This is a genomic window from Dietzia sp. 111N12-1 (assembly GCF_001658045.1).
Classification (GTDB): Bacteria; Actinomycetota; Actinomycetes; order Mycobacteriales; family Mycobacteriaceae; genus Dietzia; species Dietzia kunjamensis.
The window spans coordinates 67,644-92,792 of the sequence record NZ_LSSV01000024.1 but is presented as its reverse complement, the minus strand read 5'-3'; the positions used below and the strand labels follow the sequence as shown (position 1 = coordinate 92,792).

Annotated in this window: 23 protein-coding genes and 1 rRNA gene; 2 read left to right on the top strand and 22 right to left on the bottom strand. The window is 70.1% G+C overall.

Annotation, left to right across the window (positions count from 1 at the left end):
• From AYO52_RS05120 to infC, 21 genes are all read right to left on the bottom strand, one after another.
• A 16S ribosomal RNA gene (locus tag AYO52_RS05120) occupies positions 1 to 175 on the bottom strand; the annotation flags it as partial.
• 546 nt (positions 176 to 721) lie between these two features.
• Positions 722 to 2,002 carry a tyrosine--tRNA ligase gene (tyrS, locus tag AYO52_RS05115; protein ID WP_172812119.1) on the bottom strand — a complete coding sequence of 427 codons (1,281 nt, stop codon included), beginning with the start codon at positions 2,000 to 2,002 and terminating at the stop codon, positions 722 to 724.
• A 6-nt stretch (positions 2,003 to 2,008) separates the two neighbouring features.
• Positions 2,009 to 2,635 (bottom strand): DNA-3-methyladenine glycosylase, encoded by a 627-nt coding sequence (locus AYO52_RS05110; protein WP_067714140.1) that lies wholly within the window; start codon positions 2,633 to 2,635, stop codon positions 2,009 to 2,011.
• Between the two features lie 56 nt (positions 2,636 to 2,691).
• Positions 2,692 to 2,913: a Trm112 family protein gene (locus tag AYO52_RS05105; RefSeq protein ID WP_067714095.1), complete on the bottom strand. Its 222-nt coding sequence runs from the start codon at positions 2,911 to 2,913 to the stop codon at positions 2,692 to 2,694.
• A 5-nt stretch (positions 2,914 to 2,918) separates the two neighbouring features.
• Positions 2,919 to 4,358, bottom strand: coding sequence for an argininosuccinate lyase (argH, locus tag AYO52_RS05100; RefSeq protein WP_067714091.1), 1,440 nt, complete (start codon positions 4,356 to 4,358; stop codon positions 2,919 to 2,921).
• Complete coding sequence (locus tag AYO52_RS05095; RefSeq protein WP_067714089.1) at positions 4,355 to 5,554, bottom strand: argininosuccinate synthase; 1,200 nt, start codon at positions 5,552 to 5,554, stop codon at positions 4,355 to 4,357. Before AYO52_RS05095 ends, argH begins: the two co-directional genes overlap by 4 nt.
• Positions 5,555 to 5,611: 57 nt before the next feature.
• Positions 5,612 to 6,109: an arginine repressor gene (locus AYO52_RS05090; protein WP_082923787.1), complete on the bottom strand. Its 498-nt coding sequence runs from the start codon at positions 6,107 to 6,109 to the stop codon at positions 5,612 to 5,614.
• The gene (gene argF, locus AYO52_RS05085) at positions 6,106 to 7,083 is read right to left on the bottom strand and encodes an ornithine carbamoyltransferase (protein ID WP_067714086.1); all 978 of its coding nucleotides are present in this window, start codon (positions 7,081 to 7,083) and stop codon (positions 6,106 to 6,108) included. The genes AYO52_RS05090 and argF overlap by 4 nt, the downstream gene beginning before the upstream one ends.
• Positions 7,080 to 8,321: an acetylornithine transaminase gene (locus AYO52_RS05080; RefSeq protein ID WP_067714083.1), complete on the bottom strand. Its 1,242-nt coding sequence runs from the start codon at positions 8,319 to 8,321 to the stop codon at positions 7,080 to 7,082. The genes argF and AYO52_RS05080 overlap by 4 nt, the downstream gene beginning before the upstream one ends.
• Positions 8,318 to 9,253, bottom strand: coding sequence for an acetylglutamate kinase (gene argB, locus AYO52_RS05075; protein WP_067714080.1), 936 nt, complete (start codon positions 9,251 to 9,253; stop codon positions 8,318 to 8,320). Before argB ends, AYO52_RS05080 begins: the two co-directional genes overlap by 4 nt.
• 1 nt (position 9,254) lies before the next feature.
• Positions 9,255 to 9,731 (bottom strand): hypothetical protein, encoded by a 477-nt coding sequence (locus tag AYO52_RS05070; protein ID WP_067714079.1) that lies wholly within the window; start codon positions 9,729 to 9,731, stop codon positions 9,255 to 9,257.
• A complete protein-coding gene (argC, locus tag AYO52_RS05065; RefSeq protein ID WP_067714078.1) occupies positions 9,728 to 10,765 on the bottom strand; it encodes an N-acetyl-gamma-glutamyl-phosphate reductase in 1,038 nt (345 codons plus the stop codon). The genes AYO52_RS05070 and argC overlap by 4 nt, the downstream gene beginning before the upstream one ends.
• Positions 10,766 to 10,877: 112 nt before the next feature.
• The gene (locus AYO52_RS05060) at positions 10,878 to 11,684 is read right to left on the bottom strand and encodes a DUF2786 domain-containing protein (RefSeq protein ID WP_082923786.1); all 807 of its coding nucleotides are present in this window, start codon (positions 11,682 to 11,684) and stop codon (positions 10,878 to 10,880) included.
• A 91-nt stretch (positions 11,685 to 11,775) separates the two neighbouring features.
• Positions 11,776 to 12,615, bottom strand: coding sequence for a bifunctional hydroxymethylpyrimidine kinase/phosphomethylpyrimidine kinase (gene thiD / locus AYO52_RS05055; RefSeq protein ID WP_067714077.1), 840 nt, complete (start codon positions 12,613 to 12,615; stop codon positions 11,776 to 11,778).
• Complete coding sequence (pheT, locus tag AYO52_RS05050; RefSeq protein ID WP_067714076.1) at positions 12,608 to 15,127, bottom strand: phenylalanine--tRNA ligase subunit beta; 2,520 nt, start codon at positions 15,125 to 15,127, stop codon at positions 12,608 to 12,610. Before pheT ends, thiD begins: the two co-directional genes overlap by 8 nt.
• 48 nt (positions 15,128 to 15,175) lie before the next feature.
• Entirely contained in the window at positions 15,176 to 16,225 is a 1,050-nt protein-coding gene (pheS, locus tag AYO52_RS05045) for a phenylalanine--tRNA ligase subunit alpha (RefSeq protein WP_067714075.1), read from the bottom strand.
• 119 nt (positions 16,226 to 16,344) lie between these two features.
• Complete coding sequence (locus AYO52_RS05040; RefSeq protein WP_067714054.1) at positions 16,345 to 18,006, bottom strand: ABC-F family ATP-binding cassette domain-containing protein; 1,662 nt, start codon at positions 18,004 to 18,006, stop codon at positions 16,345 to 16,347.
• The gene (locus tag AYO52_RS05035; protein ID WP_067714052.1) at positions 18,003 to 18,866 is read right to left on the bottom strand and encodes an RNA methyltransferase; all 864 of its coding nucleotides are present in this window, start codon (positions 18,864 to 18,866) and stop codon (positions 18,003 to 18,005) included. Before AYO52_RS05035 ends, AYO52_RS05040 begins: the two co-directional genes overlap by 4 nt.
• Positions 18,867 to 18,876: 10 nt before the next feature.
• The gene (gene rplT / locus AYO52_RS05030; RefSeq protein ID WP_007630820.1) at positions 18,877 to 19,257 is read right to left on the bottom strand and encodes a 50S ribosomal protein L20; all 381 of its coding nucleotides are present in this window, start codon (positions 19,255 to 19,257) and stop codon (positions 18,877 to 18,879) included.
• A gap of 69 nt (positions 19,258 to 19,326) precedes the next feature.
• Positions 19,327 to 19,521: a 50S ribosomal protein L35 gene (rpmI, locus tag AYO52_RS05025; protein WP_007630819.1), complete on the bottom strand. Its 195-nt coding sequence runs from the start codon at positions 19,519 to 19,521 to the stop codon at positions 19,327 to 19,329.
• Between the two features lie 92 nt (positions 19,522 to 19,613).
• Positions 19,614 to 20,198, bottom strand: coding sequence for a translation initiation factor IF-3 (gene infC / locus AYO52_RS05020; protein WP_082923789.1), 585 nt, complete (start codon positions 20,196 to 20,198; stop codon positions 19,614 to 19,616).
• Between the two features lie 353 nt (positions 20,199 to 20,551).
• On the opposite strand from infC, the gene AYO52_RS05015 reads away from it, so the two are divergent.
• Positions 20,552 to 20,953, top strand: a complete 402-nt coding sequence (locus AYO52_RS05015; protein WP_067714127.1) for a DUF1844 domain-containing protein — start codon at positions 20,552 to 20,554, stop codon at positions 20,951 to 20,953.
• A gap of 105 nt (positions 20,954 to 21,058) precedes the next feature.
• Here the strand turns inward: AYO52_RS05015 and uvrA are convergent, their stop codons facing one another.
• On the bottom strand, positions 21,059 to 24,139 hold the full coding sequence (uvrA, locus tag AYO52_RS05010; protein ID WP_067714047.1) for an excinuclease ABC subunit UvrA: 3,081 nt from the start codon (positions 24,137 to 24,139) through the stop codon (positions 21,059 to 21,061).
• Between the two features lie 148 nt (positions 24,140 to 24,287).
• On the opposite strand from uvrA, the gene AYO52_RS05005 reads away from it, so the two are divergent.
• Entirely contained in the window at positions 24,288 to 24,989 is a 702-nt protein-coding gene (locus AYO52_RS05005) for an MBL fold metallo-hydrolase (RefSeq protein WP_067714044.1), read from the top strand.
• The last annotated feature ends 160 nt before the right edge of the window (positions 24,990 to 25,149 follow it).

The following is a 25,149-nucleotide window of genomic DNA, read 5'->3' as shown; positions in this document are numbered from 1 at the left end:
ATATCCGGTATTAGACCCAGTTTCCCAGGCTTATCCCGAAGTGCAGGGCAGATTACCCACGTGTTACTCACCCGTTCGCCACTCGTGTACCCCCGAAGGGGCCTTACCGTTCGACTTGCATGTGTTAAGCACGCCGCCAGCGTTCGTCCTGAGCCAGGATCAAACTCTCCATAAAAGCTTCTCAGCACTACGAAAAGCACAATCCAAGCAAAAACAAACCAAAAACTGGCTGTTCAAACAAAAACGCGACCCCCACGACAGGGATGTGAAAGGGTCGCAACCAAACAAAAAATTTGGCACTATCACAAACAAAACACACTGTTGAGTTCTCAAACAACACCCACACACCGTCTCCGCGGGGCTGTTCGCCTCGCCTCAACCGGGGTGATCTTCGCTGCCCTCCCGAGGAGGGCAACTCCACCAGCGTAACAGGTTCGCGTTCCGATTCACAATCCGGTCTGCTTTCCCGCCTCGCGGCGCCGCTGCCACTCTCTCGAGGGCAACTTCTCCATGTTAGCTATCCGGTCTCACCGGGTCAAACCGGCGGGATCTTCCTGCTGTTCGGAGCCTGTCTCCTCGGCGTCCCCGGCCTCTCGGCCCGGGCCGCTCTCGGCGACTTCCAATAAGTTACGCAGACGTGAACGAAAACGCAAACCCGCAGGTAACCCGCCGAAACGCCGACAGCGCCGGGATCACCGGCGCTGTCAACGATCCTCGGGACTCAGGCGATCCTGACCCCGGCGAAGTTCTTCTTCCCCCGGCGGAGCACCAGCCATGAACCATGGAGGAGATCGGGGGCCGTCGGCGTCCATTCCGGATCCGAGACGCGCTCGTTGTTGACGTACGCGCCGCCCTCCCCGATCGCACGCCGCGCCGCCCCCTTGCTGTCGCAGAGACCGGAGGCCACCAGGAGATCGACGATCGTGGCGGGCTCACCGTGAGCGATCTCGACAGCGCCGGCATCCTCCAGCGACGCCGCCAGCGTCGCCTCGTCGAGGCCGGTCAACTCTCCCCTGCCGAAGAGTGCCTGCGCGGCGGCCTGCACGGACTCGGTGGCGGCGACCCCGTGCACCAGGGTGGTCATCTCCTCGGCGAGTCGCTTCTGCGCGGCCCGCATGTGGGGCTTCTCCCGGGTGAGTTCCTCGAGTTCGTCGATCTCCTCCCTACCGAGGAAGGAGAACCACCGCAGGTACCGCACCACATCGGCATCGGCGGTGTTGAGGAAGTACTGGTACCAGGTGTACGGGCTCGTCATCGCTGGATCGAGCCACAGACTCCCGCCTCCGGTCGACTTCCCGAACTTCTTCCCGTCCGATGAGGTCACCAGAGGAACGGTCATCGCGTGCACGGGCTCCCCGTCGACCCGGCGGTTCAGATCCACTCCGCCGACGATGTTGCCCCACTGATCGGACCCCCCGAGCTGCAGCGTGCACCCCATGTTGCGGCGCAACTGCAGGAAGTCGTTGGCCTGCAGGAGCATGTACGAGAACTCGGTGAAGGAGATCCCCTCCCCCTCCAGCCGACGCTTGACCGTGTCCCGACCCAGCATCGTGTTCAGCGAGAAGTGCTTGCCGACATCGCGGAGGAACTCGATCACCGTCATGTGGCCGGTCCACTGCATGTTGTTGACGACCCGCGCCCCCGCGGGGCCCTCCGTGAGGTCGACGAACCGCTCGAGCTGCCCGGCGATCCGTTCGGTCCACTCCGCCACGGTGTCGGAGGTGTTCATGACCCGCTCCCCCACGTCGCGGGGGTCACCGATCATGCCGGTGGCGCCGCCTGCCAGAACGATCGGCCGGTGTCCGGCCAACTGGAACCGGCGCAGGGTCAGTAGCGGGATGAGGTGACCGGCGTGCAGGCTCGGCCCGGTCGGGTCGAACCCGCAGTAGAGCGACACGGCGCCCTCGTCGAGGTGCGCCCGGAGCGCATCGAGGTCTGTCGACTGGGCGATCAGCCCGCGCCACTGCAGTTCATCGAGGATGTTGTTGGTCACGACGGACATTGTCCCTCACTCGGCGTGTCCGGCCACCACGGGGCGGGTCAGCTGCGGGGCCCGTGGGCTGCGTCGGTACGCGGAGACCTCCCGCGCGCCGGCCACCCAGAACCTCCACGGGCGGTCCGCTTCGCGGGAGACCCCGACCCTCGGACCGGACCTGATGTGGTGCCCGGGGACCGGGTCGGGGCGGAATTGGACCGACGACGACGAGTCGAGCACGTCGATGCCCCTCATCGTGAGGTCGATGCCCAGGGTGCTGCCGAGATTGCCGGGTCCGCGGGCGGCCCGCTCGGCCGGGACGCCGGGCCGGCGGGAGTCCACGATCTCGTGGCCGCCGGCGATGCGGGCCGCCCTGAGCAGTACTCCCCCGCCCTCCCCGGCGGGCCGGCACGTGATGTTCACGCACTGGTGGATCCCGTGGCTCAGGTAGACGTACAGATGACCGGCGTCCCCGAACATGACCTCGTTCCGGGGGGTGGGGCCCGGCCAGGTGTGAGCGGCCGCGTCGGGAAAGCGGGATTCCGGTGGCCCGCCGTAGGCCTCGACCTCCATGATCCTCACCGAGACCGCGCCGTGGGACAGGATCCCTCCGAGCAGAGCCCGGGCCGCGGTGTCAGGCGATGACTCCCGCAGCAGCAACCGGAACCGATCGGTATCGGTGCCGACGGCGGGGCCTGTCCGGTCGTCCGGGGAACTCACCCCTCGGTGCCTCCACCTGCCAGGGCGACCAGCTCCGCGTGCTCGGCGTCGTCCACCTGCCGGGATTCGTCGACCAGCAGCACGGGGATGCCGTCGTCGATCCGGTAGGCCCGGCGCAGACGCGGGTTGTACAGCGTCTCCGATCCCGCGAGCAGGAGCGGGCCCTTGTCCTCGGGGCAGGCGAGGATCTCGAGCAGACGTGCGTCGATGACGGACATGGCGCTCACCCTACCCAGCCCGCGAACTCGTCGCGGATCTCGCCCAGCCGCCTGCGCTGCGCGGCCACCGCCTCGCCCGCGGTGCCGCCCCGGGCGTTCCTCGACGCGATCGAACCGGTGACGGTGAGGACCTCGCGCACCTCGGGCGTCAGCGCGGGGTCCACGGCCGCCAACTCGTCGTCGTCCAACTCGTCGAGCCCCACACCGCGGTTCTCGGCCACACGGACGCACTCCCCCGCCGCCTCGTGGGCGACCCGGAACGGGACGCCCTGCCGGACCATCCACTCCGCGATGTCGGTGGCCAGGGTGAACCCGGCGGGAGCGAGCTCGGCGAGCCGCTCCGGATGGAACTCCAGGGTGGCCACGAGGCCGGCCATGGCCGGCAGCAACAGATCCAGCTGCGCCACCGAGTCGAAGACCGGTTCCTTGTCCTCCTGCAGATCGCGGTTGTAGGCCAGCGGTTGCGCCTTGAGGGTCGCCAGCAGGCCGGTCAGGTTACCGATCAGTCGACCGGTCTTCCCGCGCATCAACTCCGCCACGTCAGGGTTCTTCTTCTGCGGCATGATCGAGCTGCCCGTCGACCACTCGTCCGCCAACGTCACGTACCCGAACTCGGGCGTGGACCAGGCGATGATCTCCTCCGCCAGGCGGGACAGGTCGACCGCGATCTGCGCCAGCACGTACGACGCCTCGGCGGCGAAATCGCGGGAGCTCGTGGCGTCGATCGAGTTGTCGGCCGCCCGGTCGAAACCGAGCTCGGCGGCGATCGCGTCCGGGTCCAACCCCAACGACGACCCCGCCAGCGCACCCGATCCGTACGGCGACACCGCCAGACGACGGTCGAGATCACGGATCCTGTCCAGATCGCGCAGCAACGGCTGGGCGTGCGCGAGCAACTGGTGGGCGAGCAGGACCGGCTGCGCGGCCTGGAAGTGCGTCTTGCCCGGCATCACCGTCTCGGGGTGGGCGTCCGCCTGGCCGACGAGCGAGTCGACCACATCGAGGACCCCCGCCGCGACCGCCCGCACGGCGTCGCGGAGCCACATGCGGAACAGGGTCGCCACCTGGTCGTTGCGCGACCGGCCCGCTCGCAGCCGGCCCCCCACCTCGGGCCCCACCCGCTCGATCAGGCCGCGCTCGAGGGCGCCGTGCACGTCCTCATCGGACTGCGCCGGGACGAACGCCCCCGAATCGACGTCCGCGGCGAGGCGATCCAACCCGTCGAGCATGGCGTCCAGGTCGGGACCGGTGAGCAGACCCGCACGGTGCAGAACCCGGGCGTGGGCCTTGGACGCGCGAATGTCGTACGGGGCCAGCTCCCAGTCGAAGTGGGTGGACTTGCTCAGCGCGGCCATGGCCTCCGACGGCCCGCCGGAGAACCGACCTCCCCACAGGGAGCCCGTGTTGGTGCCGTGGCGCCCGGAGTCGCCCTGCTCCGCACTCACAGGCCGAGGTCCCGCTTGGCGGCGATCTTGGAGCTCAGGCCGTGCAGGTTGACGAAGCCCTTCGCGTAGCTCTGGTCGAACGAGTCGCCCTCGTCGTAGGTGGCGAGGTTGAAGTCGTAGAGCGAGGAGTCGGAACGACGGCCGTTGACGGTGATCGAGCCGCCGTGCAGGACCATCCGGATGTCACCGGACACGTGCTGCTGCGTGTTGTCGATGAAGGCGTCCAGGGCGTACTTGAGCGGCGAGAACCACAGACCGTCGTAGACCGCGTTGGACCAGGTGTCGGACACGCCGGACTTGTAGCGGGCGAGCTCACGCTCGAGGGTGACGTCCTCGAGTGCCTTATGGGCGGTGATGAGGATCATGGCGCCCGGCGCCTCGTAGACCTCGCGACTCTTGATGCCCACCAGGCGGTCCTCGACCATGTCGAGGCGCCCGACGCCCTGCGCGCCGCCGCGACGGTTGAGCTCCTCGATCGCTTCGAGCACGCTCACCTTGCGGCCGTCGATCGCGACCGGCACGCCCTCGGAGAAGGTCACCGTGACCTCGTCGGGGGCGGCGAAGTTGATGGTCGGGTCCTCGGTGTAGTCGTAGACGTCCTTGGTCGGGGCGTTCCACAGATCCTCGAGGAAGCCCGTTTCCACCGCACGGCCCCAGACGTTCTGGTCGATGGAGAACGGCGACTTCTTGGTGACGTTGATCGGGATCTCGTTCCGCTCGGCGAACTCGATGGCCTTCTCACGGGTCCAGGCGTAGTCACGGACCGGCGCGATCACGTCGAGGTCCGGCGCGAGCGCCCCGAAACCGACCTCGAAGCGGACCTGGTCGTTGCCCTTACCCGTGCAGCCGTGCGCCACGGAGGTCCCGCCGTGCATCTTGGCCGCGGTGACCAGGTGCTTGACGATGAGCGGACGCGAGATCGCCGAGACCAGCGGGTACTCGCGCATGTACAGGCCGTTGGCCTTGATCGTGGGAGCGCAGTAGTCATCGGCGAACTCGTCGCGGGCGTCCACGACCACCGACTCCACGGCTCCGCAGTCCAGTGCGCGCTGCCGGATGACGTCCATGTCCTCACCACCCTGACCGAGGTCGATGGCGACGGCGACGACCTCGGCACCGGTCTCCTGACCGATCCAGCTGATGGCGACGGAGGTATCGAGTCCGCCGGAGTAGGCGAGGACGACGCGATCGGACATGGTGTTCTCCTTGATGTGTGGGGTCTGTTCGGGGTGGTTCGGTGTGCGCGGGGCCGGTCAGATCTGGCGCCGTGCCAGTCCGGCCAGTCGGTCGGCGAGTTCAGCTCCGGTGACGGGTTCGCGGGCCATCACGAATATGGTGTCATCCCCCGCGATGGTCCCGACGACGTCATCCAGATTGGCCCGGTCGAGGGCACTGGCGAGGAAGTTGGCCGCCCCGGGAGGAGTGCGCAGGACCGCGATATTGGCACTGTGGTCGGCGGACACGAGCAGGTCCGCGATCAGCCTGCCCAGGCGGTCCGTCCCACCGGGGATTCCCGGCACGTGGCTGCCGTCCTCGGGGATCACGTAGCGGCCGGCGCCTCCGTCGGCGGCGCGGAGCTTCACGGCGCCGAGTTCGTCCAGGTCCCGGCTGAGGGTGGCCACCGCCACGGCGATACCCTCCTGCGCCAACGCCTCGGCGAGCTCGGTCTGACTGCGCACCGGTCGGCGACGCAGGATCTCCGTGATCCGGGCGTGCCGGGCCGTCCTGCTGACGCTGCCGACGGCGGTCACGATCGCTCCAGTAGCCAGACCAGAAGCGCCTTCTGGGCGTGGAGTCGGTTCTCGGCCTCGTCGAAGACTCGGCTGTGGGGGCCGTCGATCACCTCGGCGGCGATCTCCTTGTCCCGGTAGGCGGGCAGGCAGTGCAGCACGATGACGTCGTCCGAGGCCCTGGCCACCGACGCCCGGTCCAGCTGGTAGTCGGCGAGGTCCCGCAGTCGCTGCGTGGCCGAGTCCTCCATGCCCATCGAGACCCAGGTGTCGGTGATGAGGACGTCGGCGCCGTCGACAGCCCGGTCGACCTCCGTCGTGATGGTCACCGAACCACCGGTCTCCGCGGCGATCCGCTCGGCGTCGGCGACCACCTGACCGGTGGGTTGATACCCCTCGGGGGCCGCGATGGTGATGTGCATACCCGCGGTCGCGAACCCGAGGAGGTAGGAGTGGCCCATATTGTTGGCCCCGTCCCCCAGGTACACCGCCCGGAGTCCCTCGGTGCGGCCGAAGTTCTCCCGGATGGTGAGCAGGTCGGCCAGGATCTGGCACGGATGGAACTCGTCGCTCAGGGCGTTGACGACGGGAACGTCCGCGTGGGCGGCGAGTTCTACGAGGCCGTCCTGGGAGTAGGTGCGCCACACGATCGCCTCGACGTAGCGCGACATCACCCGGGCGGTGTCGGAGAGGGTCTCCCCCTTGCCCATCTGGGTGGAGCCGGACTCGACGACGATGGCGTTCCCGCCCAGTTCCGCGATCCCGGCGTCGAACGAGAACCGGGTGCGGGTGGAGGTCTTGTCGAAGATGACCGCGACAGACCGCGGGCCCTCCAGGGGTCGGGCGGAGAACGGCTCGGCCTTGAGCTTCAACCCGAGGTCCAGGACTTCGGCCTGCTCGGCGGGGCTGAGGTCGTCGTCGCGGAGGAAGTGACGGACCGCAGGGGTGGAGGTCGCGGTCGACGCGGTCGATGAGCTGACGGTCGGGCCGGTCATGACGAGGACTCCTTCTGGGCTGCGATGGTGGACGACGCGGTGTCGAGGATCCCGGGCAGCGCGGACACGAACTCGGCGACCTGCTGTTCGGTGAGGATGAGCGGTGGTGCGAGGCGGACCACGTCCGCCGTGGTGGCACCCACCAGGTACCCGGCTCCGCGCGCCGCCTCCTCCACCGCCTTGGCGGCGGGCGCGGTGAGCACGATCCCGAGCAGGACGCCCCGTCCGCGCACGTGGTCGACCAGTGGGTGGTCGAGGCACTCGATCTCGGCGGCGATGATCTTGCCGAGGCGGTCGACGTGCGCCACGAGGTCATCGGACTCGATCGTGTCGAGTACGGCGAGAGCGGCGGCGCACGAGATCGGGTTACCGCCGAAGGTGGTGCCGTGCTGCCCGGCGGTGAGTAGTTCGCCCGCGGCGCCGACGCCGAGGCACGCGCCGATCGGCAGGCCACCACCGAGCCCCTTCGCGAGGGTGATCACGTCGGGCACGACCCCGGCCTTGCGGCAGGCGAACATCGCACCGGTACGGGCGATCCCCGTCTGGACCTCGTCCACGATCATGAGGACGCCGTGCTCGGTGCACAGGGCGCGCACGTCGGCGAGGAACCCCTCGGGGGGCTCGACGACGCCGCCCTCGCCCTGGAGCGGCTCGATGATGACGGCGGCCGTCTCGCCCGGAGCCAGCTCCACCAGCGTGGTCAGGGCGTCGATGTCGCCGTAGGGGAAGAACTCGACCCCGGGTGGCATGGGCTCGAACGGCGCGCGCTTGGCGGGCTGGCCCGTCATCGCCAACGCCCCCATCGTCCGGCCGTGGAAGCCGTTCTGCGCGGCGAGGATCCGGGACCGGCCCGTGCGCCGGGCGATCTTGAACGCGGCCTCGTTGGCCTCGGCTCCCGAGTTGCAGAAGAAGGCCCGGACCGGCTGGTCCACCGCCAAGAGGGACTCGAGGCGTTCGGCCAGCTCCACCACCCTGGGGTGGACGTACAGATTGGAGATGTGCCCGAGTTCGGCGACCTGGCGACTGACCGCGTCGACCACGGCCGGGTGGCCGTGTCCGAGGGAGTTCACGGCGATCCCGCCGAGCAGGTCGACGTACTCACGACCGTCGGCGCCCGTGAGCGTCGCGCCACTGCCCGAGACCAGCTCGAGCGGCGGGGTGCCGTAGTTGCGCATCAGCGCGTCGTCCCACCGCGCGGTGAGGGTCGGGGTGTCGGTGACGGTGTGCGTGTCGTTCATTTCTCGACTCCTGCCGGCGACCTGGTTTCGTGGTGGCCCTCGGTGACCATCGTCCCGATGCCCCCTTCGGTGAGGATCTCGAGCAACACCGAGTGTTCGACGCGGCCGTCGATGACGTGGGCTGCGTGCACCCCGCCCCGGACCGCCCGCAGACAGGCCTCCATCTTGGGCACCATCCCGCTCTCGAGGGACGGGAGGAGCCGCTCGAGTGGTTCGGTACCGAGATGCGTCACGAGGGACGAGCGGTCCGGCCAGTCGGTGTACAGCCCCTCGACGTCGGTCAGGACGATCAGCTTCTCCGCACCCAGGGCCGCTGCGAGCGCCCCGGCCGCGGAGTCGGCGTTGATGTTGTGCACGGTTCCGTCGGAGTCGGGCGCGATGGTCGACACGACGGGGATCCTGCCCGCCTCGATGAGGTCGAGGACGGCCCGCGGGTCGACGGACTGCACATCGCCGACCAGGCCGATGTCGGTGGGTTCCCCGTCGACCATCGCTGTCCGGCGAACCGCGGTGAACAGTCCCGCGTCCTCTCCGGAGATCCCGACCGCGTAGGGGCCGTGGGCGTTGATCAGACCGACGAGCTCGCGTCCGACCTGGCCGAACAGGACCATGCGGACGATGTCCATGACCTCGGGGGTGGTGACCCGGAACCCGCCGCGGAACTCGCCCTCCATGCCCAGACGACCGAGCATGGAGGTGATCTGCGGCCCGCCCCCGTGGACCACCACGGGCTTGAGCCCGCAGGTGCGGAGGAACACCATGTCCGCCGCGAACGCCGCTTTGAGGTCGTCGTCCACCATGGCGTTACCGCCGTACTTGACCACGACGATCTTGTCGTGGAACTTCTGCAGCCACGGCAGCGCCTCGGCGAGCACGTGCGCGCGGACGAACGGCGTCAGCTGCGTGGAGCCGTCGTTCATCTCGGTGGTCATGTCAGGCCTCTCCGGGCTGGTCGGGAATGGTCAGGGCGAGTCGGACGTCCGCGCCACCGCGGTGTCGGAAACGGAACTCGGCTCCGTCCGCCGTCGGTGCGGGTTCCGGCCACGGCGCGTGATCGGTGTCAGGCCGGAAGACGAGCACCTCGATCGGGCCGGCCTCGACACCCGATCTCGTGCTGACGAACCGGGCGACGTTCTCGGCGACCTCGTGCGCGGCCGTGAAGTCCGCGCCGGGGTCTCCGACGCCGGGGCCGTCGAGCAGGACGACCGCGCGGGTGGACGGGATCTCGGCGCTCAGGGTGCTCCACCGCAGTTCCACCGCGTCCGCCCCGTCACCGTGGACGTTGAGGATGCCGGTCGAGCCGGCGGGGGCGACCCAGAACATCGCATGGGTTCCCTCCGGGGCCCACCACATCTCGAGACCGTGGACCCGGCCTCTGGAGGTGGCGCCCGCCAGGGCGTCCGCGGTCACGGGGCCAGGCCGACGGTGCTGAGTCCGGCGGTCTCGGGGAGTCCGAGCGCGAGGTTCATCGACTGGATCGCGCCCCCGGCGGTGCCCTTGGCGAGGTTGTCGATCGCCGCGGTGAACACCGCGCGGCCGGCGCGCTCGTCGACCTCGACGCCGAGTTGCACCGCATTGGATCCGAGCACGGAGGCGGTCATGGGCTGCACGCCCGCGGGCAGGACGTGGACGAACGGCTCGTCTCCGAACGCCTCGGCGTACACCGCCCGGAGCTCCCCGGCGGTCGCGGTCGTGGGCGCCACCGCGGTGGTGAGGATGCCGCGGGCCATGGGGGCGAGAACCGGGGTGAAGCTCACCGACACCTCCGCGTCGGTGACCGCACGAAGGTTCTGGGTGATCTCGGGCGTGTGCCGGTGGGTGGTCACGCCGTACGCCTTGGCCGAGCCCATGACCTCCGCGGCGAGCATCGGGACCTTGGCGGCCTTGCCTGCGCCCGACGCTCCGGTCACGGAGACGATCGTGATGGCGGAGGCGTCGACGAGGCCGGCCGCAACGGCCGGGAACAGCGCGAGCGTGGCGCCCGTGGGGAAGCACCCCGGGACCGCGACGCGGCGGGTGGACCGCAGCGCCTCACGCGCCCCGGGGAGCTCCGGGAGACCGTACGGCCAGGTACCGGAGTGCTCGGAGCCGTAGTACGCCGTCCAGTCCTCTGCGTCCACCAGTCGGAAGTCCGCCCCGAGGTCGACGACGAGGACGTCCGGCCCCAGTTGCTCGGCGATCGCCGCGGAATGCCCGTGGGGCAACCCCAGCACCACGACGTCGTGGCCTTCGAGCGTCTCCGCCTCGGTCTCCGCGAGGACGCGGTCGGCGAGGGGCAGCAGGTGCGGGTGGTGCTCCCCGAGCGTCTGTCCGGCGCTCGACCCGGCGGCGAGCGTGCCGATCTTTAACTCCCCCGCCGCATAGGACGGGTGCCCGAGTAGGAGTCGGAGGAATTCCCCGCCCGCGTAACCCGAAGCACCTGCGACCGCCACCGTGATTGCCATACGCACGAGTATGCACCACTTTGCAATGTTTTGCATCTCGCCCGGCGAGCCGCGCCCCTTGCCCCGCCCCCCGCCGTCCGACGCCCCGCCGCCCGGCGCCCCGCGTGCGGGGTCAGGCCCCGATCTGCCGGCGGCCGCCCGTGAAGCGGCGCTGGCCGAGATCCACCGAGCCACCGACCCGACGCCCCTCCTCGATCCCGGACGTACCGACCCGCCTGCGGGCACCGCGGACGGCGGTCGGGAAGCGCCGACGGAGTTCGGTCTCCGCCCGCTGCGAGTCGGACCGCAGGACGAGCCCGGCGCCCGCGGCGTCCCGGCTCTCGGCCACCGCGCCCCGCTCGGCGGCCTCCAGTCTCCGCCCCACCTCGAAGGCGAAACCGGTCATGAACGACTTGCGGTGGGTGACCGCGGAGACACCCGGGGAGGGCCGCTGTCTGGCCGCTGCGGCGAGCATGACCCCGGTGAGGGCCCCGGCGAGCATGCCCACCCGCTCGACGTGGCGGCGAACCCCCACGATGTGCACGACCCGGGTGCCGTCGCCGCGGGCGGACGTGACGGCCCGGCAGTGCATCGCGGCGGCGAGGGCGGCCACCAGTCCCACCTGGTCGGGTTGATAGCTCCCGGAGATCACGTGGTCGATGACCGCCACCTCGGCGGCGGCGGTATCCGGACCGGTCCGCGCGAGCGCCTCGTCGACGCCGTACTTGGCGAGCAGGGCGTAGGCACGCTCGAGCAGGACCTCGGCCTCGGGCGTGCCCGCCACGCTCTCGGCTTTGGCGAAGAGTTTGCGGACCCTGTCCAACGCCTTCTCTGACGAGGGGGGCCCGGCGCCCTCGTGCCCGTCCTGCGATCGGCTCTGAGAGGTGCCCTGCGAGGTGTTGTGGGAGGTGTTGTGGGAGGTGTTGTGGGAGGTGTTCACTGTCTGCTCCTGATCGTCTCGGCCGTTCGGCGGAACCGATACTCGCACAGGTGTACGACACAGTCGGTGCGGACGGCCGCGCCGTCCCAGGTCAGCGGTGCAGGAACCAAGTGTGGTCGAGCGGGCCGGAACCGCGGCCGACCTCCAGGGTGAGACCGCCGTGGAGGGCCCCGTCGATCCACGGGCGGACGCGGCGGTAGGCCGCCTCCCAGTCCCTCTCCCCCACCCGCGCGGTGGCCAGCGCCGAGGACAACGAACACCCGGTGCCGTGCGTGTGCGGGGTGTCGACGCGGACAAACGGCAGACGCAGCGTCGTGCGTCGGTCCCCCTCGGACTCCACCAGCACGTCCTCCGCACTGCCGTCGTCCAGATCGCCCGTGGTGGCGAGCACCGCGCAGCCGGTCTGCTCGTGCACGAGCTCGGCCTGCCCGACGATCGTCTCGATGTGCTCCGCGGGCTCGCCGCCACACAGCACCGCGAGTTCGGGGACATTGGGCGTCACCAGGTCCGCCAGCGGGACGAGGTCCCGCAGCATCCGCGCCGCGTCCTCACTGGCCAGCCGGCCTCCGGTGGTGGCCACCATCACCGGGTCGAGGACGACGTGGGGTGGACGACGACGACGAAGCCAGTCGCCGACCGCCTCCACCAGAGCGGCCTCACCGAGCATGCCGATCTTGACGGCGTCGATCGTCACGTCATTAGCGACGGCGTCGAGCTGGGCGATCACGTCGTCGACGGGCACGGCGTGCACCCCGGTCACCCCGACGGTGTTCTGGATCGTGACCGCGGTGACGGCACCCATTCCGTACCCGCCCATCGCGGCGACGGCCTTGGTGTCGGCGAGCAGCCCGGCGCCGCCGGACGGGTCCGTGCCCGCGATGCACAGGACCCGCGGCACCCGTGCACCGGCGGGGCGTCGACCGTCAGCCACGCAGGCTCGCCCCCACGGCCTTCTCCGCCGCCTCGACGGCGGCCGTGCGCCATGCGCTCGCCTCGTCCTCCGTGAGGGTGCGGTCGTCGGCACGGAACGTCAACGCGTAGGCGAGGGACTTACGCCCGTCCCCGAGCTGGGCGCCGGTGTAGACGTCGAACAGTCGCGCGCTCTCGAGCAGCTCCCCGCCTCCCGAGCGGAGTGCAGCCTCGACCTGTGCAGCGGGCACGGCCACGTCCACGACGAGCGCCACATCCTGGTTCACGGACGGGAACGACGAGATGGTCGGGGCCGGCAGCACCTCCCGGGCGCCGATCGCGGTGAGGTCCAGTTCGACCGCGCACGTGCGCGCCGGGAGCCCGAGCCGCTCGCACGCCGCGGGGTGTAGCTCACCGGCGTGACCGACCACCACGATCTCACCCGGCCCGGCGTCGCGGTCGCCACCATCGACCAGGACCTCCACGCAGCGACCCGGGTGCCACGGCGCGCGCTCGGCCGCCCGCACCTCGACCTCGGCCCCGAGGGCCCGCCCGACGATCCTCGCCGCCTCCACCGCGTCGAGGGCGTCGGCCTCCCTGCCGGGGCCGAAGTGCCCGCCCGGCTCGCGCCTACCGGTGTAGAGGGCTGCCACGTGGAGCGGCTGGTCGGGCAGCGACGCCGCCAGGCTGTCCCGCTCCTGCGGGGTCGGCTCCCGATCGACCGGCAGCATGTCGACCCCGGACGTCGTCGGCGTCCGGAAGGACACCTGCGCGACCGAGAAGAGCGCGAGGTCGCGGGCCCCGCGCGTGATGTTGCGGCGGGCGATCTCGGCCAGCGAGGGCAGCAGCGTGGTGGCCAGATGAGCCTTGTCGCTCTCGAGGGGATTGACCACGGCCATGGTGCTGCGGCGCTCGTCGTCGTCGTCCAGTCCCATGGCGTCGAACACCGACGGGTCACAGAACGGCGACGTGAGCACCTCGACGTGCCCGGCCGCCGCCAGGGCGTGCCCCACGGCACGGCGGCCGCGCTGGAACGCGGTGAGTCCGCGACCGGCGGGCGCGGTGGGCAGCACCGACGGGATGTTCTCCAGTCCCTCCAGGCGAAGCACCTCCTCGACCAGATCCGCGGGCAGGGTCAGGTCGGGGCGCCATGCCGGGGCGGTCACCTCCAGCAACACCGCGTCATCGCCGGCGACGGTGCACCCGATCTGCTCCAGACGGCGGCGCGTGGTCCCCGCCGGATACCCGACCCCCGCCACCCGCGAGGGGCGCTCGGGATCGAACGCGATCGTCGGCATCACGGGCGCCGAGCCGACGTCCGTGAGAGAAGCCTCCACGGAGCCACCCGTGATCTCGGCGAGCAGGGTGGCCGCGCGGTCCAACGCCGCGATCGACGCGGCGGCGTCGACCCCACGCTCGTAACGCTTGCCCGCCTCGCTGGGGAGCTTGTGGCGGCGGATGGTCCGGAACACCGCGAGGGTGTCCCACACGGCGGCCTCGAGCAGGACGTCGGTCGTGTCGTCGGAGACCTCCGTGCTCGCACCGCCCATGACGCCCGCCAACGAGATCGGGCCGCGGTCGTCGCAGATGACGACGTCCTCGGGATCGAGCGTGCGCTCGACGTCGTCGAGGGTCGTGAGGGCCTCCCCCGCGCGAGCCCGACGGACGACGAGCCCGCCCTGCAGGCGCCCCGCGTCGAACGCGTGCATGGGATGACCCAGCTCGAGCATGACGTAGTTGGTGACGTCGACGGCCGGGGAGATCGGCCGCACGCCCGAGAGCAGCAGGCGGCGCGCCATCCACCACGGGGTCCGCGCGGACGGGTCGACTCCGGTGACCCGGCGCAGGGCGAACCGCTGGGCACCGGACTCGGCGGTCACCTCGAGCGGCCAGGCCTCCTTCTCCGACGGCAGCCCGAGCTCGACCGCCGGGTCGGCGAAATCCAGGTCGAACCCGCACGCCAGCTCGCGGGCCAGACCACGGGCCGACAGGCAGTAGCCACGGTCCGGCGTCACGTTGAGTTCGATCACGGTGTCCCGCTCGCCGGCACCCGCGGCCAACACCGGGCCGGCGGGGACCCCGGGCTCGGCGGTGCCCTCGGCGAGGACGATGATCCCGCTGTGGTCGGAGCCGATCCCCAGCTCGGAGGCCGAACAGATCATGCCCTCACTCGGCTTGCCGTAGGTCTTGCGCTTGCCGATCTCGAACCCGCCCGGCAGGACGGTGCCCGGTAGGGCGACGACGACCAGGTCGCCTTCCGCGAAGTTGCGGGCGCCGCACACGATCTGCTGCGGCTCGTCACCGCCCACGTCGACCAGACAGAAGCGGATGGGCTTCTTGAAGCCCTCCAGCTCCTCGATGGTGCTGACACGGCCGATGGTGAGCGGGCCGTCGATCTCGGGCAACTGCTCCGGTTCACCCTCCACCTCGAGGCCGACGCGCACGAAACCGGCGTCGAGCTCGGCCGGGCTGACGGACCAGCCGTCGTTGGCCCGCTGCAGGATCTCGGTCAGCCAGGACTGCGCAATTCGCACTGTGGGGTCCTTCGTCTTCTGGGGTGGGGGTGGATCGGTACCGCGGGTTTAGTACCGGACGCCGAAGGGCAGCGAGAACCGCACGTCGCCCTCGACCATGTCCCGCATGTCGGACAGTCCGTTGCGGAACTGCAGGGTGCGCTCCAGGCCCATGCCGAACGCGAATCCCGAGTACTCCTCGGGGTCGATCCCGCAGGCGATGAGCACGTTGGGGTGCACCATGCCGCAGCCGCCCCACTCGACCCAGCCGGCGCCGCCCTTCTTGCGCGGGAACCACACGTCGACCTCTGCGGAGGGCTCGGTGAACGGGAAGTAGTTGGGCCGCATGCGGGTGCGGGTCTCCGGGCCGAACAGCGCGCGGGCGAACGCGTCGAGTGAGCCGCGCAGGTGCGCCATGGTCAGGCCCTTGTCGATGGCCAGTCCCTCGACCTGGTGGAACACCGGGGTGTGGGTGGCGTCGAGTTCGTCGGTGCGGAACGTCCGCCCGGGGCACGCCACATAGATGGGCGGTTCCCGGTCGAGCATGGTGCGGATCTGCACCGGCGAGGTGTGGGTGCGCAGCACCTGCCGGCTGCCCTCGGGCGCGATGTGGAAGGTGTCCTGGAGGGTGCGCGCCGGGTGGTCGGGAAGGAAGTTGAGCGCATCGAAGTTGTAGTGCTCCGCCTCGACCTCGGGCCCCTCCGTGATCTCCCACCCCATGGCCACGAACACGTCCGCGACCTGCTCGGTGATGATGGTGATGGGGTGCTGCGCGCCCACCGGCGCGCGCCCCGACGGGACCGTCAGGTCGAGCGTCTCGGCCACGAGGACGGCGGCGTCCCGCTCGGCCTGCAGTTCGGCCAGGCGGGAGTCATACGCCTGCTGGACCCGGGTCCGTGCCACGTTGACGGCCTTGCCCGCGGACGCCTTCTGCTCCTTGGGGAGAGAGCCGAGGGTACGACGACCCAGGGCGATGGGGCTGCGGTCACCGAGGTGCGCCGTCTTGGCGGCGGCCAGCGCCTCGAGATCCGCCGCGGCGGCGAACGCGGCCTCGGCGTCCGCGGAGTACCGCGCCAGCGACTCCTCGTCGATCCGGACCTCGCCTGTGTCTTCGCTCACCGGTGCCCTCGTCCTCCCCGTCACGGCGGACTTCCGTCGACCGCCCCGCATCGGGGCCAAGACTAGTCGATCCCCGGTTCCGCCCCCGCTCCCCCCGGCGATGGCCGGGGGGAGCCGCGTCAGTGTCGTTCCCGCACCGACCCGGCGTCGACCAGCAGCTCGCGGGTCGCGCGGAAGGCGTCCCGCATCCGCCGGTCGTGGGTGATGAGAAGGACCGTGCCGCCGAACGCGTCCACGGCCTGCTCGAGTTGCTCGATCGCCGGCAGGTCCAGATGGTTGGTCGGCTCGTCCAGCACCAGCAGGTTCACCCCGCGCTGCTGCAGGAGGGCCAGCGCGGCACGGGTCCGCTCCCCCGGTGACAGTGACGCGCAGGCGCGGGCGACGTGCTCTCCACCGAGCCCGAACTTGGCGAGCAGGGTGCGGGCCTCGGTGGGGTCGAGGCCGGCCGGGTCGGCGGCGACGCAGAACGTGTCCAGCAGCGGGTCCGGCCCGCCGAACTCCGTCCGTGCCTGGTCCACCGTCCCGGGCTGGACCCCCGACCCGACGGTCGCGCGGCCCGAGTCGACCGCCCGCTCCCCGGTGATCGCGGCGAGCAGCGTGGTCTTGCCCGAGCCGTTGGAGCCGCTGATGAGGATCCGGTCCCCGGCATCGATCTGCAGGGTCACCGGGCCGAGGACGAAGTCGCCGCGGCGCACGACGGCCTCGGCGAGCACGGCCACCACGGAACCGGAGCGGGGCGCCGTCGCGATCTCCATCTGGAGCTCCCACTCCTTGCGCGGTTCGGCGACCACCTCGAGGCGTTCCATCGCCCGCTCGGACTGGGAGATCTTGGCGGCCTGCTTCTCGGAGCGCTGGCCCGCCCGGTTCCGGATGTGCTTGTCGCGCTCCGCGTCCTTTCCGCCGGTCTTGCGCATCGTGTTGCGCACGCCCTTGTCCAGCCAGGATTTCTGTGTCTGCACGCGGTCCTTCAGCTGATCGACCCGGCCCGCGTACTCCTCGTAGGCGTCGCGGGCCCGTTGCCGTGCCAGCGCCCGTTCGGCGAGGTATGCCTCGTAGCCGCCGTCGAAGACGGCGATCTGCTGCTGGGCCGAGTCCAGTTCGACGATGCCGGTGACGCACCTGGCCAGGAACTCGCGGTCGTGGCTGACCACCACCATCGGGCGCCGTTCGGCCTGCATGAAATCCTCGAGGACGGCCAACCCCGCCAGGTCGAGGTCGTTGGTGGGCTCGTCCAGCAGCAGGATGTCGTACTGGCTGAGCAGCACGGCGCCGAGGTTCACGCGGGCGGCCTGCCCTCCCGACAGCGCCGACATCGGCAGGTCCGGGACCGTGTCGTCCAGCCCCAGCCGGGCTGCGGTGACGGGGATCCGCTCGTCGAGGTCGCCACCGCCGAGCGCCAACCAGCGCTCCAGGGCGTCCCCGTAGGCGTCGGCGGCCGAGTCGGAATCCGCCATCTGCCCTGCCAGCGCGTTCATCCGCTCGAGCGCGTCCGCGACGCCGGTGACGCGGTGCAGGAAGTCGCGGACCACCTCGTCGTCGTCGCGCTCCACCTCCTGTCGGAGGAGCCCGACCGTGGCGTCCGGCGGGCTGAGGGTGAGCTGTCCCGTCATCTCGGCGACGGGGTCGCCGGCCAGCGCGTGGAGGAGAGTGGACTTTCCGGCGCCGTTAGGTCCGGTGAGGCCCCAGACGTCTCCGGGTGCGACGACGAGGTCGAGCCCGTCGAACAGGGTCCGCGCCCCGCGGGTGGCGCCGAATCCGCGGGCGGTGAGGGTCGCGGTCATGATCCCGCCAGCAGCCGGGCGCTCGTGTGGAGGCAGATGGAGGCGGCGGTGACGATGTTCAGGCTCTCGGCCCTTCCACGGATGGGGATACGGACGCGGAGATCCGCGCGCGCGGCGAGGTGCTCGGGCACCCCGTGGGCCTCGTTGCCGAAGATCCACGCGGTCGGCTCGGCGAGGGCCTCGTCCGCCCGCTCGACGTCCACTTCGCCGTGGGCATCGGCGACCGCCACCTGCAGTCCCGCCCGGTGCGCCCGGTCGATCAGGTGGTCCTCGGCGATCCGCCGCACGACCGGGAGATGGAACAGGCTGCCGGCGGACGCCCGGACCGCCTTGGGGTTCTCCGGGTCGGCCGCCCCCTCGGTGAGCCAGACCGCGTCGGCCCCGAGCGCGTCCGCGACGCGGACCAGGGTGCCGACGTTGCCGGGTTCGGACAGCGCCTGGCCGACGGCGACCAACCGGGGCTGCGGTTCGGTCCCGGACGCGGGCCCGTCGGCGACGGGATCCCCGGTCGCCGTGCGCGCCACGGCGCGGCACAACGCGACGATGCCCGTGGGGGTGACCGTGTCCGAGAGTCCCTTCAGGGCCCGGTCGGTCGCCACGGACACCGGGATCCCGGCGGAACGGGCCGCGTCGACCAGGCCGGCGAACCGGTCGAGCGCGTCGGCGGTGCAGAAGATCTCGACCGCGACGCCGGTGGCCACCGCCGCCTCGACCGAGTTGGTCCCCTCGGCGAGGAACCGGCCGGCCTCACGCCTGGCGGCGGCGCGGTGGAGCTTGGATGCGGAAACGACCCGCGGGGTCCGTTCGGTGAACGGATCCGCGGGTCGTCCCGTGCCCTGTGCGGGCGGAGTGTTCGTCAATTCGCGGGTGTCAGGCAGCCGGCGCGTTGACGTCGGCCGGAAGCGCCTTGCGCGCGACCTCGACCAGCGCCGTGAAGGCGGCCGGGTCGGTGACGGCGAGGTCCGCGAGGACCTTGCGGTCGACCTCGACGCCCGCGAGCTTGAGGCCCTGGACGAAGCGGTTGTACGTCATGTCGTTGGCGCGGGCCGCGGCGTTGATGCGGGAGATCCACAGCTTGCGGAAGTCGCCCTTGCGCGCACGACGATCGCGGTAGCTGTAGGTCATCGAGTGGAGCATCTGCTCCTTGGCCTTGCGGTACAGCCGCGAACGCTGTCCGCGGTAGCCCTTGGTGGACTCGAGTACGGTCCGACGCTTCTTCTGGGCGTTGACTGCCCTCTTCACGCGTGCCACTGATCAATCCTCACTGGTTTGGGCCGGTCGCTCGTGGGCGACCGGAAGTCTCTTCGGTGGTGGGAGGGCTCAGAGCCCGAGAAGCCGCTTGATGCGGGGGACGTCGGCCGGGGCGACATCCGTACGGCCGTCGAGGCGACGGGTGCGCTTGGTGGGCTTCTTCTCCATGATGTGGCGACGGTTGGCCTGCTGGCGGACCAGCTTGCCGGTTCCGGTCTTCCGGAAGCGCTTGGCGGTGCCCTTGTGGGTCTTCATCTTCGGCATGATCGGTCTTCCTCACATGGTTCGTCCCGGAAGGCCCGGTGGGACCTCGGGTGTGCGGACGTCGGGCGTCCGTGGTCTGGGCGGCGGAGGGCCTATTCGGAAGCGGGGTCCGTGACCTTGGACTCCTGCGCCTTGGCGCGGGTCTTGGCGCCCTTGTGGGGGGCGACGACCATGGTCATGTTGCGGCCGTCCTGCTTGGCGCTGGTCTCCACGTATCCGTACTCGGTGATGTCGTCCGCCAGGCGCTGGAGCAGACGGAAGCCCAGCTCGGGGCGGGACTGCTCACGTCCGCGGAACATGATCGTGACCTTGACCTTCGAGCCCTTCTCCAGGAAACGGACGACGTTCCCCTTCTTGGTCTCGTAGTCGTGGGTATCGATCTTCGGACGGAGCTTCTGCTCCTTGACCACGGTCTGCTGCTGGTTCTTCCGCGACTCGCGCTCTTTCTGCGCCGCCTCGTACTTGAACTTTCCGTAGTCCATGATCTTGCAGACCGGCGGGCGCGCGGTGGGCGCGACCTCGACGAGGTCCAGATCGGCCTCCAGGGCCAGACGAAGTGCATCCTCGACGCGAACGATCCCCACCTGCTCGCCCCCGGGGCCGACGAGTCGGACTTCGGGGACACGGATTCGTTCGTTGATACGTGCTTCGGCGCTGATGGGCCCTCCTCGGTAGATGGTGCTCTGTCGCGACCACTGGCGCGGTCGCGCATCCGCCCTCGAGGGACCCCGGGCCACACCGGGTACGCCGGTGAAACCGAGAAGGCCCCACGGCAGGGATGCCGGGGGCCTCTCACTCCTCACCCGTCGACGACGAGACTTCCGCGGTCGCTCGCGGCCCCTCGTCGGGGTGGTGACCATCAAACTGCCTTCCGGCGTCGGATGGTGGGAGATCGGGCTCCTCTTGGACGATGGAACCCACTACGTAGCGGGTTCCCACAGTCGGGAGTTGACTGTACCAGTCGTCGGCGTTGCCCCCAAACCGGTGGCTGGCGACACGATATCGACCGGTCCGTGGGACAGTGTTCGGCATGACCACCGACCAGCCCGCCTCCACCGACCAGGCCGCCGCCGAGAACCTGCTCGAGGGGCACCTCGACGCCCGCGAGGTCGAGGTCGTCGATCTGGCGGACGTCGCCGCACAGGAGATCATCTTCCGTTCGATCGTCGTCCTCATGAGTGCCGCTGCTGAGAAACTGGGGCTCTCCGACGACGACCCCTCCGCCAGCCCGCGACTGGATCTCGACGAGTCCCGCAAGCTCATCACGGCCCTCGCCGGCCTGGTGGCCGGGTCGGCCGAACACCTGGGGCCGCAGGCCCGGGTCGTCAAGGACGGTCTACAGGGGCTGCAGCGCGCGTTCCGCGAGGCCAGCGCGTACCCCGATGAGCCCGGCGAGGGCCCCGGCGAGAAGTTCACCGGCCCGGTCTACTGACCGCGCCGCGCTGACCGCGCCGCGCTGACCGCGCCGCCCACTGACCGCGCCGCGCTGACCCGACGGGCCCCGGTCCGGGGCCATCCGTCCCGGACCGGGAAGCCGTCAGCGTAGGGCGCGCGCCTTACGTGCTGCCTTCGCAGCGGTCTTCTTGGCCGTCGCGGACGCCGCTGACCCCGCCTCGGCGGTCTTCTCGGCCTGCTTCTTCGAGGACTGGTTCGTCGTGGTGACAGCCTTCTTCGTCGGTGACTTCCTCGCCGACGCCTTCTTCCCCGTCGTCTGCTCGGTGACCACGCACTCCCTCGCGTCCTCGTCCTCCCCGTCGGCCACCCCGGGGAGCACTTCGGCAAGGAAACGGCCGGTGTGGCTCCCGGGTACGGTCGCCACCTGCTCCGGGGTGCCTTCGGCCACGACCGAGCCGCCCCCGGCACCGCCCTCGGGCCCCATGTCGATGACCCAGTCGGCGCTCTTGATCACGTCGAGGTTGTGCTCGATCACGATCACCGTATTGCCCTTGTCGACCAGCCCCTGGATCACCAACAGCAGTTTGGTGATGTCTTCGAAATGCAGGCCGGTGGTCGGCTCGTCGAGGATGTACACCGTCCGTCCGCTCGACCGCTTCTGCAGTTCGGCAGCCAGTTTGACGCGCTGGGCCTCACCACCCGAGAGCGTGGGGGCGGGTTGACCCAACCGCACGTATCCGAGCCCCACCTCGGTGAGGGTCTTGAGGTAGCGATGGATCGAGGTGATCGGCTCGAAGAACTCGCACGCCTCCTCGATGGGCATGTCCAGCACCTCGGCGATGGTCTTGCCCTTGTAGTGCACCTCCAGGGTCTCGCCGTTGTACCGCGCCCCGTGGCACACCTCGCACGGCACGTAGACGTCCGGCAGGAAGTTCATCTCGATCTTCAACGTCCCGTCACCTTGGCAGGCCTCGCAGCGCCCACCCTTGACGTTGAACGAGAACCGGCCCTGCTTGTACCCGCGGACCTTGGCCTCGGTGGTGGCGGCGAAGAGGGTGCGGATCTTGTCGAACACGCCGGTGTAGGTGGCGGGGTTGGAGCGCGGGGTACGACCGATCGGCGACTGGTCCACCTGGACGAGCTTGTCGAACCCGTCCACGCCGTCGATCCGGGAGTGCCGGCCGGGCACCTGCCGGGCCCGGTTGAGCTGATTGGCCAGCGAGGTCGCGAGGATGTCGTTGACCAGGGTGGACTTGCCCGAGCCGGAGACGCCGGTGACCGCGCACAGCACGCCGCCGGGGAAGACCACGTCGACGTTCTTGAGGTTGTTCTCCCGGGCGCCCTTCACGTGCAGACGCTTGTCGGGGCTCGGCGCGCGCCGCTTGTCCGGGATGGCGATCTGACGACGCCCGGCGAGGTAGTCGCCGGTCAGCGATTCGGAGTTGGCCAACAACCCCTTGTAGTCGCCCGAGTGCACGACCCGGCCCCCGTGCTCACCGGCGAGCGGCCCGATGTCGACGATCCAGTCCGCCGAACGGATGGTGTCCTCGTCGTGCTCCACCACCAGCAACGTGTTACCGAGGTCGCGCAGCCGGACGAGGGTGTCGATCAGTCGCCGGTTGTCCCGCTGGTGCAGACCGATGGACGGTTCGTCCAGGACGTAGAGGACGCCCGCGAGACCGGATCCGATCTGCGTGGCCAGGCGGATTCGCTGGGCCTCGCCACCGGACAGGCTGCCGGCGACGCGGTCGAGCGACAGGTAGTCCAGCCCCACGTCGAGCAGGAAGCCCATCCGTGCCTGGATCTCCTTGAGGACACGACCGGCGATCATCGCCTGGCGTGAGTCGAGTTCGAGCCCGTCCAGGAACGCAGCACAGTCCTCCACGGACATGCGGCTGATGTCGGCGATCGAACGCTCCGTGCCCCCGGGGCCGGCGAGAGTGACGGCGAGGATCTCGGGCTTGAGCCTCGTGCCGTCGCATCCCGGGCACGGCACCTCGCGCATGTAACCCTGGTAGCGCTCCTTCTGCGACTCCGATTCGGTCTGGTCCAGGCGACGCTTGAGGAACGACATCACGCCCTCGAACTTGGCGTCGTAGGTCCGGACGCGGCCGAACCGGTTGCGGTACTGCACCCGGACCTTGGTGGGGGCGCCGCCCATCACGGCCTTGCGCACCTTCGCGGGCAGGTCCTGCCACGGGGTTCGGAGGTCGAAGCCCATGTCCCCGGCCAGGCCGGTCAGCAACTGCTGGAAGTAGTCGGCGCTCTGGCCACCCGACCATGGTGCGATCGCGCCGTCGGCGAGCGACCGCTCGGGGTCGGGAACGACCAGGTCCGGATCCACCTCGAGGTGGGAGCCGAGACCGTCGCACACGGGGCAGGCCCCGTAGGGGTTGTTGAACGAGAACGCGCGGGGCTCCATGTCGTCCAGCGCGATCGGGTGTCCGTTCGGGCAGGCCATGTGCTCGGAGAACCTGCGGTGCCGGGCGGGGTCGGAGTCGTCGAGGTCGACGTACTCGATCACGATCACGCCGTCCGCCAGCCCCAGAGCGGTCTCCACGGAGTCGGTGAGCCGCTGCCGTGAGGACGGCTTTGCCGCCAGTCGGTCCACGACCACCTCGATATCGTGCTTCTCCTGCTTCTTCAGGACGGGCGGCTCGGCGAGCGTGTGCAGCTCGCCGTCCACCCGCACACGGCTGTAACCGTCGGCGGCGAGCTGGGCGAAGAGGTCGACGAACTCGCCCTTGCGTGTCCGGACGACGGGGGCGAGCACCTGGAACCGGGCACCCTCCTCGCCCTCCAGGATCTGGTCGACGATCTGCTGCGGGGTCTGACGGGATATCACCTCCCCGCAGGTGGGACAGTGCGGAACCCCGGCGCGGGCGTAGAGCAGGCGCAGATAGTCGTGCACCTCGGTGATCGTGCCGACGGTCGAGCGGGGATTACGGTTGGTCGACTTCTGGTCGATCGACACGGCCGGGGACAGCCCCTCGATGAAGTCGACGTCCGGCTTGTCCATCTGCCCGAGGAACATCCGGGCATAGGAGGACAGCGACTCGACGTAGCGGCGCTGGCCCTCGGCGAAGATGGTGTCGAACGCCAGCGAGGACTTGCCGGACCCTGACAGTCCGGTGAACACGATCAGCGAGTCGCGGGGGACGTCGATATCCACGCCCTTGAGGTTGTGCTCCCGTGCGCCGCGGACGACCAGACGGTCCACCATGGGTTCTCCTTCCGAGTCGGGAGGCCGCCACGTCTCCGTGGCGAAAGCCGCACCTGCCGCATGGCTGCCGTTCCCGCAGACGAAGGTACCAACGTAGTACGACACGCTTCCGGCCACCGACCGCGCCCGACGTCGGTAGCCTGCCGTTATGTCGAATCCCACCGAGTCACTACCCGACCGCATCACCCTCACCGAGGGCTACTCCGGCCGCACGGGCGGCCGACTGACCGGCGAGCGCTGGACCGTGGGCCCCGCACGGCTGACCAAGATCTCGGTCGGCGAGATGGACAACAACGTCTACGTGATCGAGTCGACCGAGACGGGCGAGGTACTGCTCGTCGACGCGGCCAACGACGCGCCGCAACTAATTTCCCATCTACGGGACCGCGCACCCGGGGTCACGGAGGTGCTCACCACGCACCTCCACGCCGACCACTGGATCGGTCTCGCCGAGACCGTCGCTGCCCTCGGCCTGACCACCATCGCCTCCCCCGGCGACGCCGGGGGCATCGACGTGCCCACCGACCGCCATGTCGCGCACGGCGACGAGCTCGTGGTCGGCGACCTCCGGTTGGAGGTGATCGGCCTGCGGGGTCACACTCCGGACGGCGTCGCACTCGTGCTGCGCACCGACGCGGGCACCCACCTGTTCTCCGGGGACTCCCTCTTCCCGGGCGGGCCCGGGAAGACGGGCTCGGCAGCCGAGTTCGCCTCGCTGATGGACGACCTCGAGGCGCGGGTCTTCGACGTCCTCGATGACGACGTCGCGGTCCATCCCGGACACGGGGACGACACCACCATCGGTGCCGAGCGACCGCATCTGGGCGAGTGGCGGGAGCGCGGGTGGTGACGGCGACGGGGACCCTGTGCCCATCGCCCGGCGTGCCGACACCCAATCGTTATCAAACCGCCTCGGTGTGCGATCACCGCAGCACACTCCCCCGGTGACGGTCCGTCCACCGGCCGCCCCGTCTCGCGACCGGAGGCGCCCTCACCGGGTTCGGACTAGG

What these genes read in the sequence shown, in the direction of transcription:
- AYO52_RS05080 (WP_067714083.1), bottom strand. Translation starts at nt 8,321, where the DNA reads ATGAACGACACGCACACCGTCACCGACACCCCGACCCTCACCGCGCGG.
- argC (WP_067714078.1), bottom strand. Translation starts at nt 10,765, where the DNA reads ATGGCAATCACGGTGGCGGTCGCAGGTGCTTCGGGTTACGCGGGCGGG.
- AYO52_RS05095 (WP_067714089.1), bottom strand. Translation starts at nt 5,554, where the DNA reads ATGTCCGATCGCGTCGTCCTCGCCTACTCCGGCGGACTCGATACCTCC.
- tyrS (WP_172812119.1), bottom strand. Translation starts at nt 2,002, where the DNA reads ATGTCCGTCGTGACCAACAACATCCTCGATGAACTGCAGTGGCGCGGG.
- uvrA (WP_067714047.1), bottom strand. Translation starts at nt 24,139, where the DNA reads ATGGTGGACCGTCTGGTCGTCCGCGGCGCACGGGAGCACAACCTCAAG.
- AYO52_RS05015 (WP_067714127.1), top strand. Translation starts at nt 20,552, where the DNA reads ATGACCACCGACCAGCCCGCCTCCACCGACCAGGCCGCCGCCGAGAAC.
- AYO52_RS05005 (WP_067714044.1), top strand. Translation starts at nt 24,288, where the DNA reads ATGTCGAATCCCACCGAGTCACTACCCGACCGCATCACCCTCACCGAG.
- argB (WP_067714080.1), bottom strand. Translation starts at nt 9,253, where the DNA reads ATGACCACCGAGATGAACGACGGCTCCACGCAGCTGACGCCGTTCGTC.
- rpmI (WP_007630819.1), bottom strand. Translation starts at nt 19,521, where the DNA reads ATGCCGAAGATGAAGACCCACAAGGGCACCGCCAAGCGCTTCCGGAAG.
- argF (WP_067714086.1), bottom strand. Translation starts at nt 7,083, where the DNA reads ATGACCGGCCCGACCGTCAGCTCATCGACCGCGTCGACCGCGACCTCC.
- AYO52_RS05040 (WP_067714054.1), bottom strand. Translation starts at nt 18,006, where the DNA reads ATGACCGCGACCCTCACCGCCCGCGGATTCGGCGCCACCCGCGGGGCG.
- AYO52_RS05105 (WP_067714095.1), bottom strand. Translation starts at nt 2,913, where the DNA reads ATGTCCGTCATCGACGCACGTCTGCTCGAGATCCTCGCCTGCCCCGAG.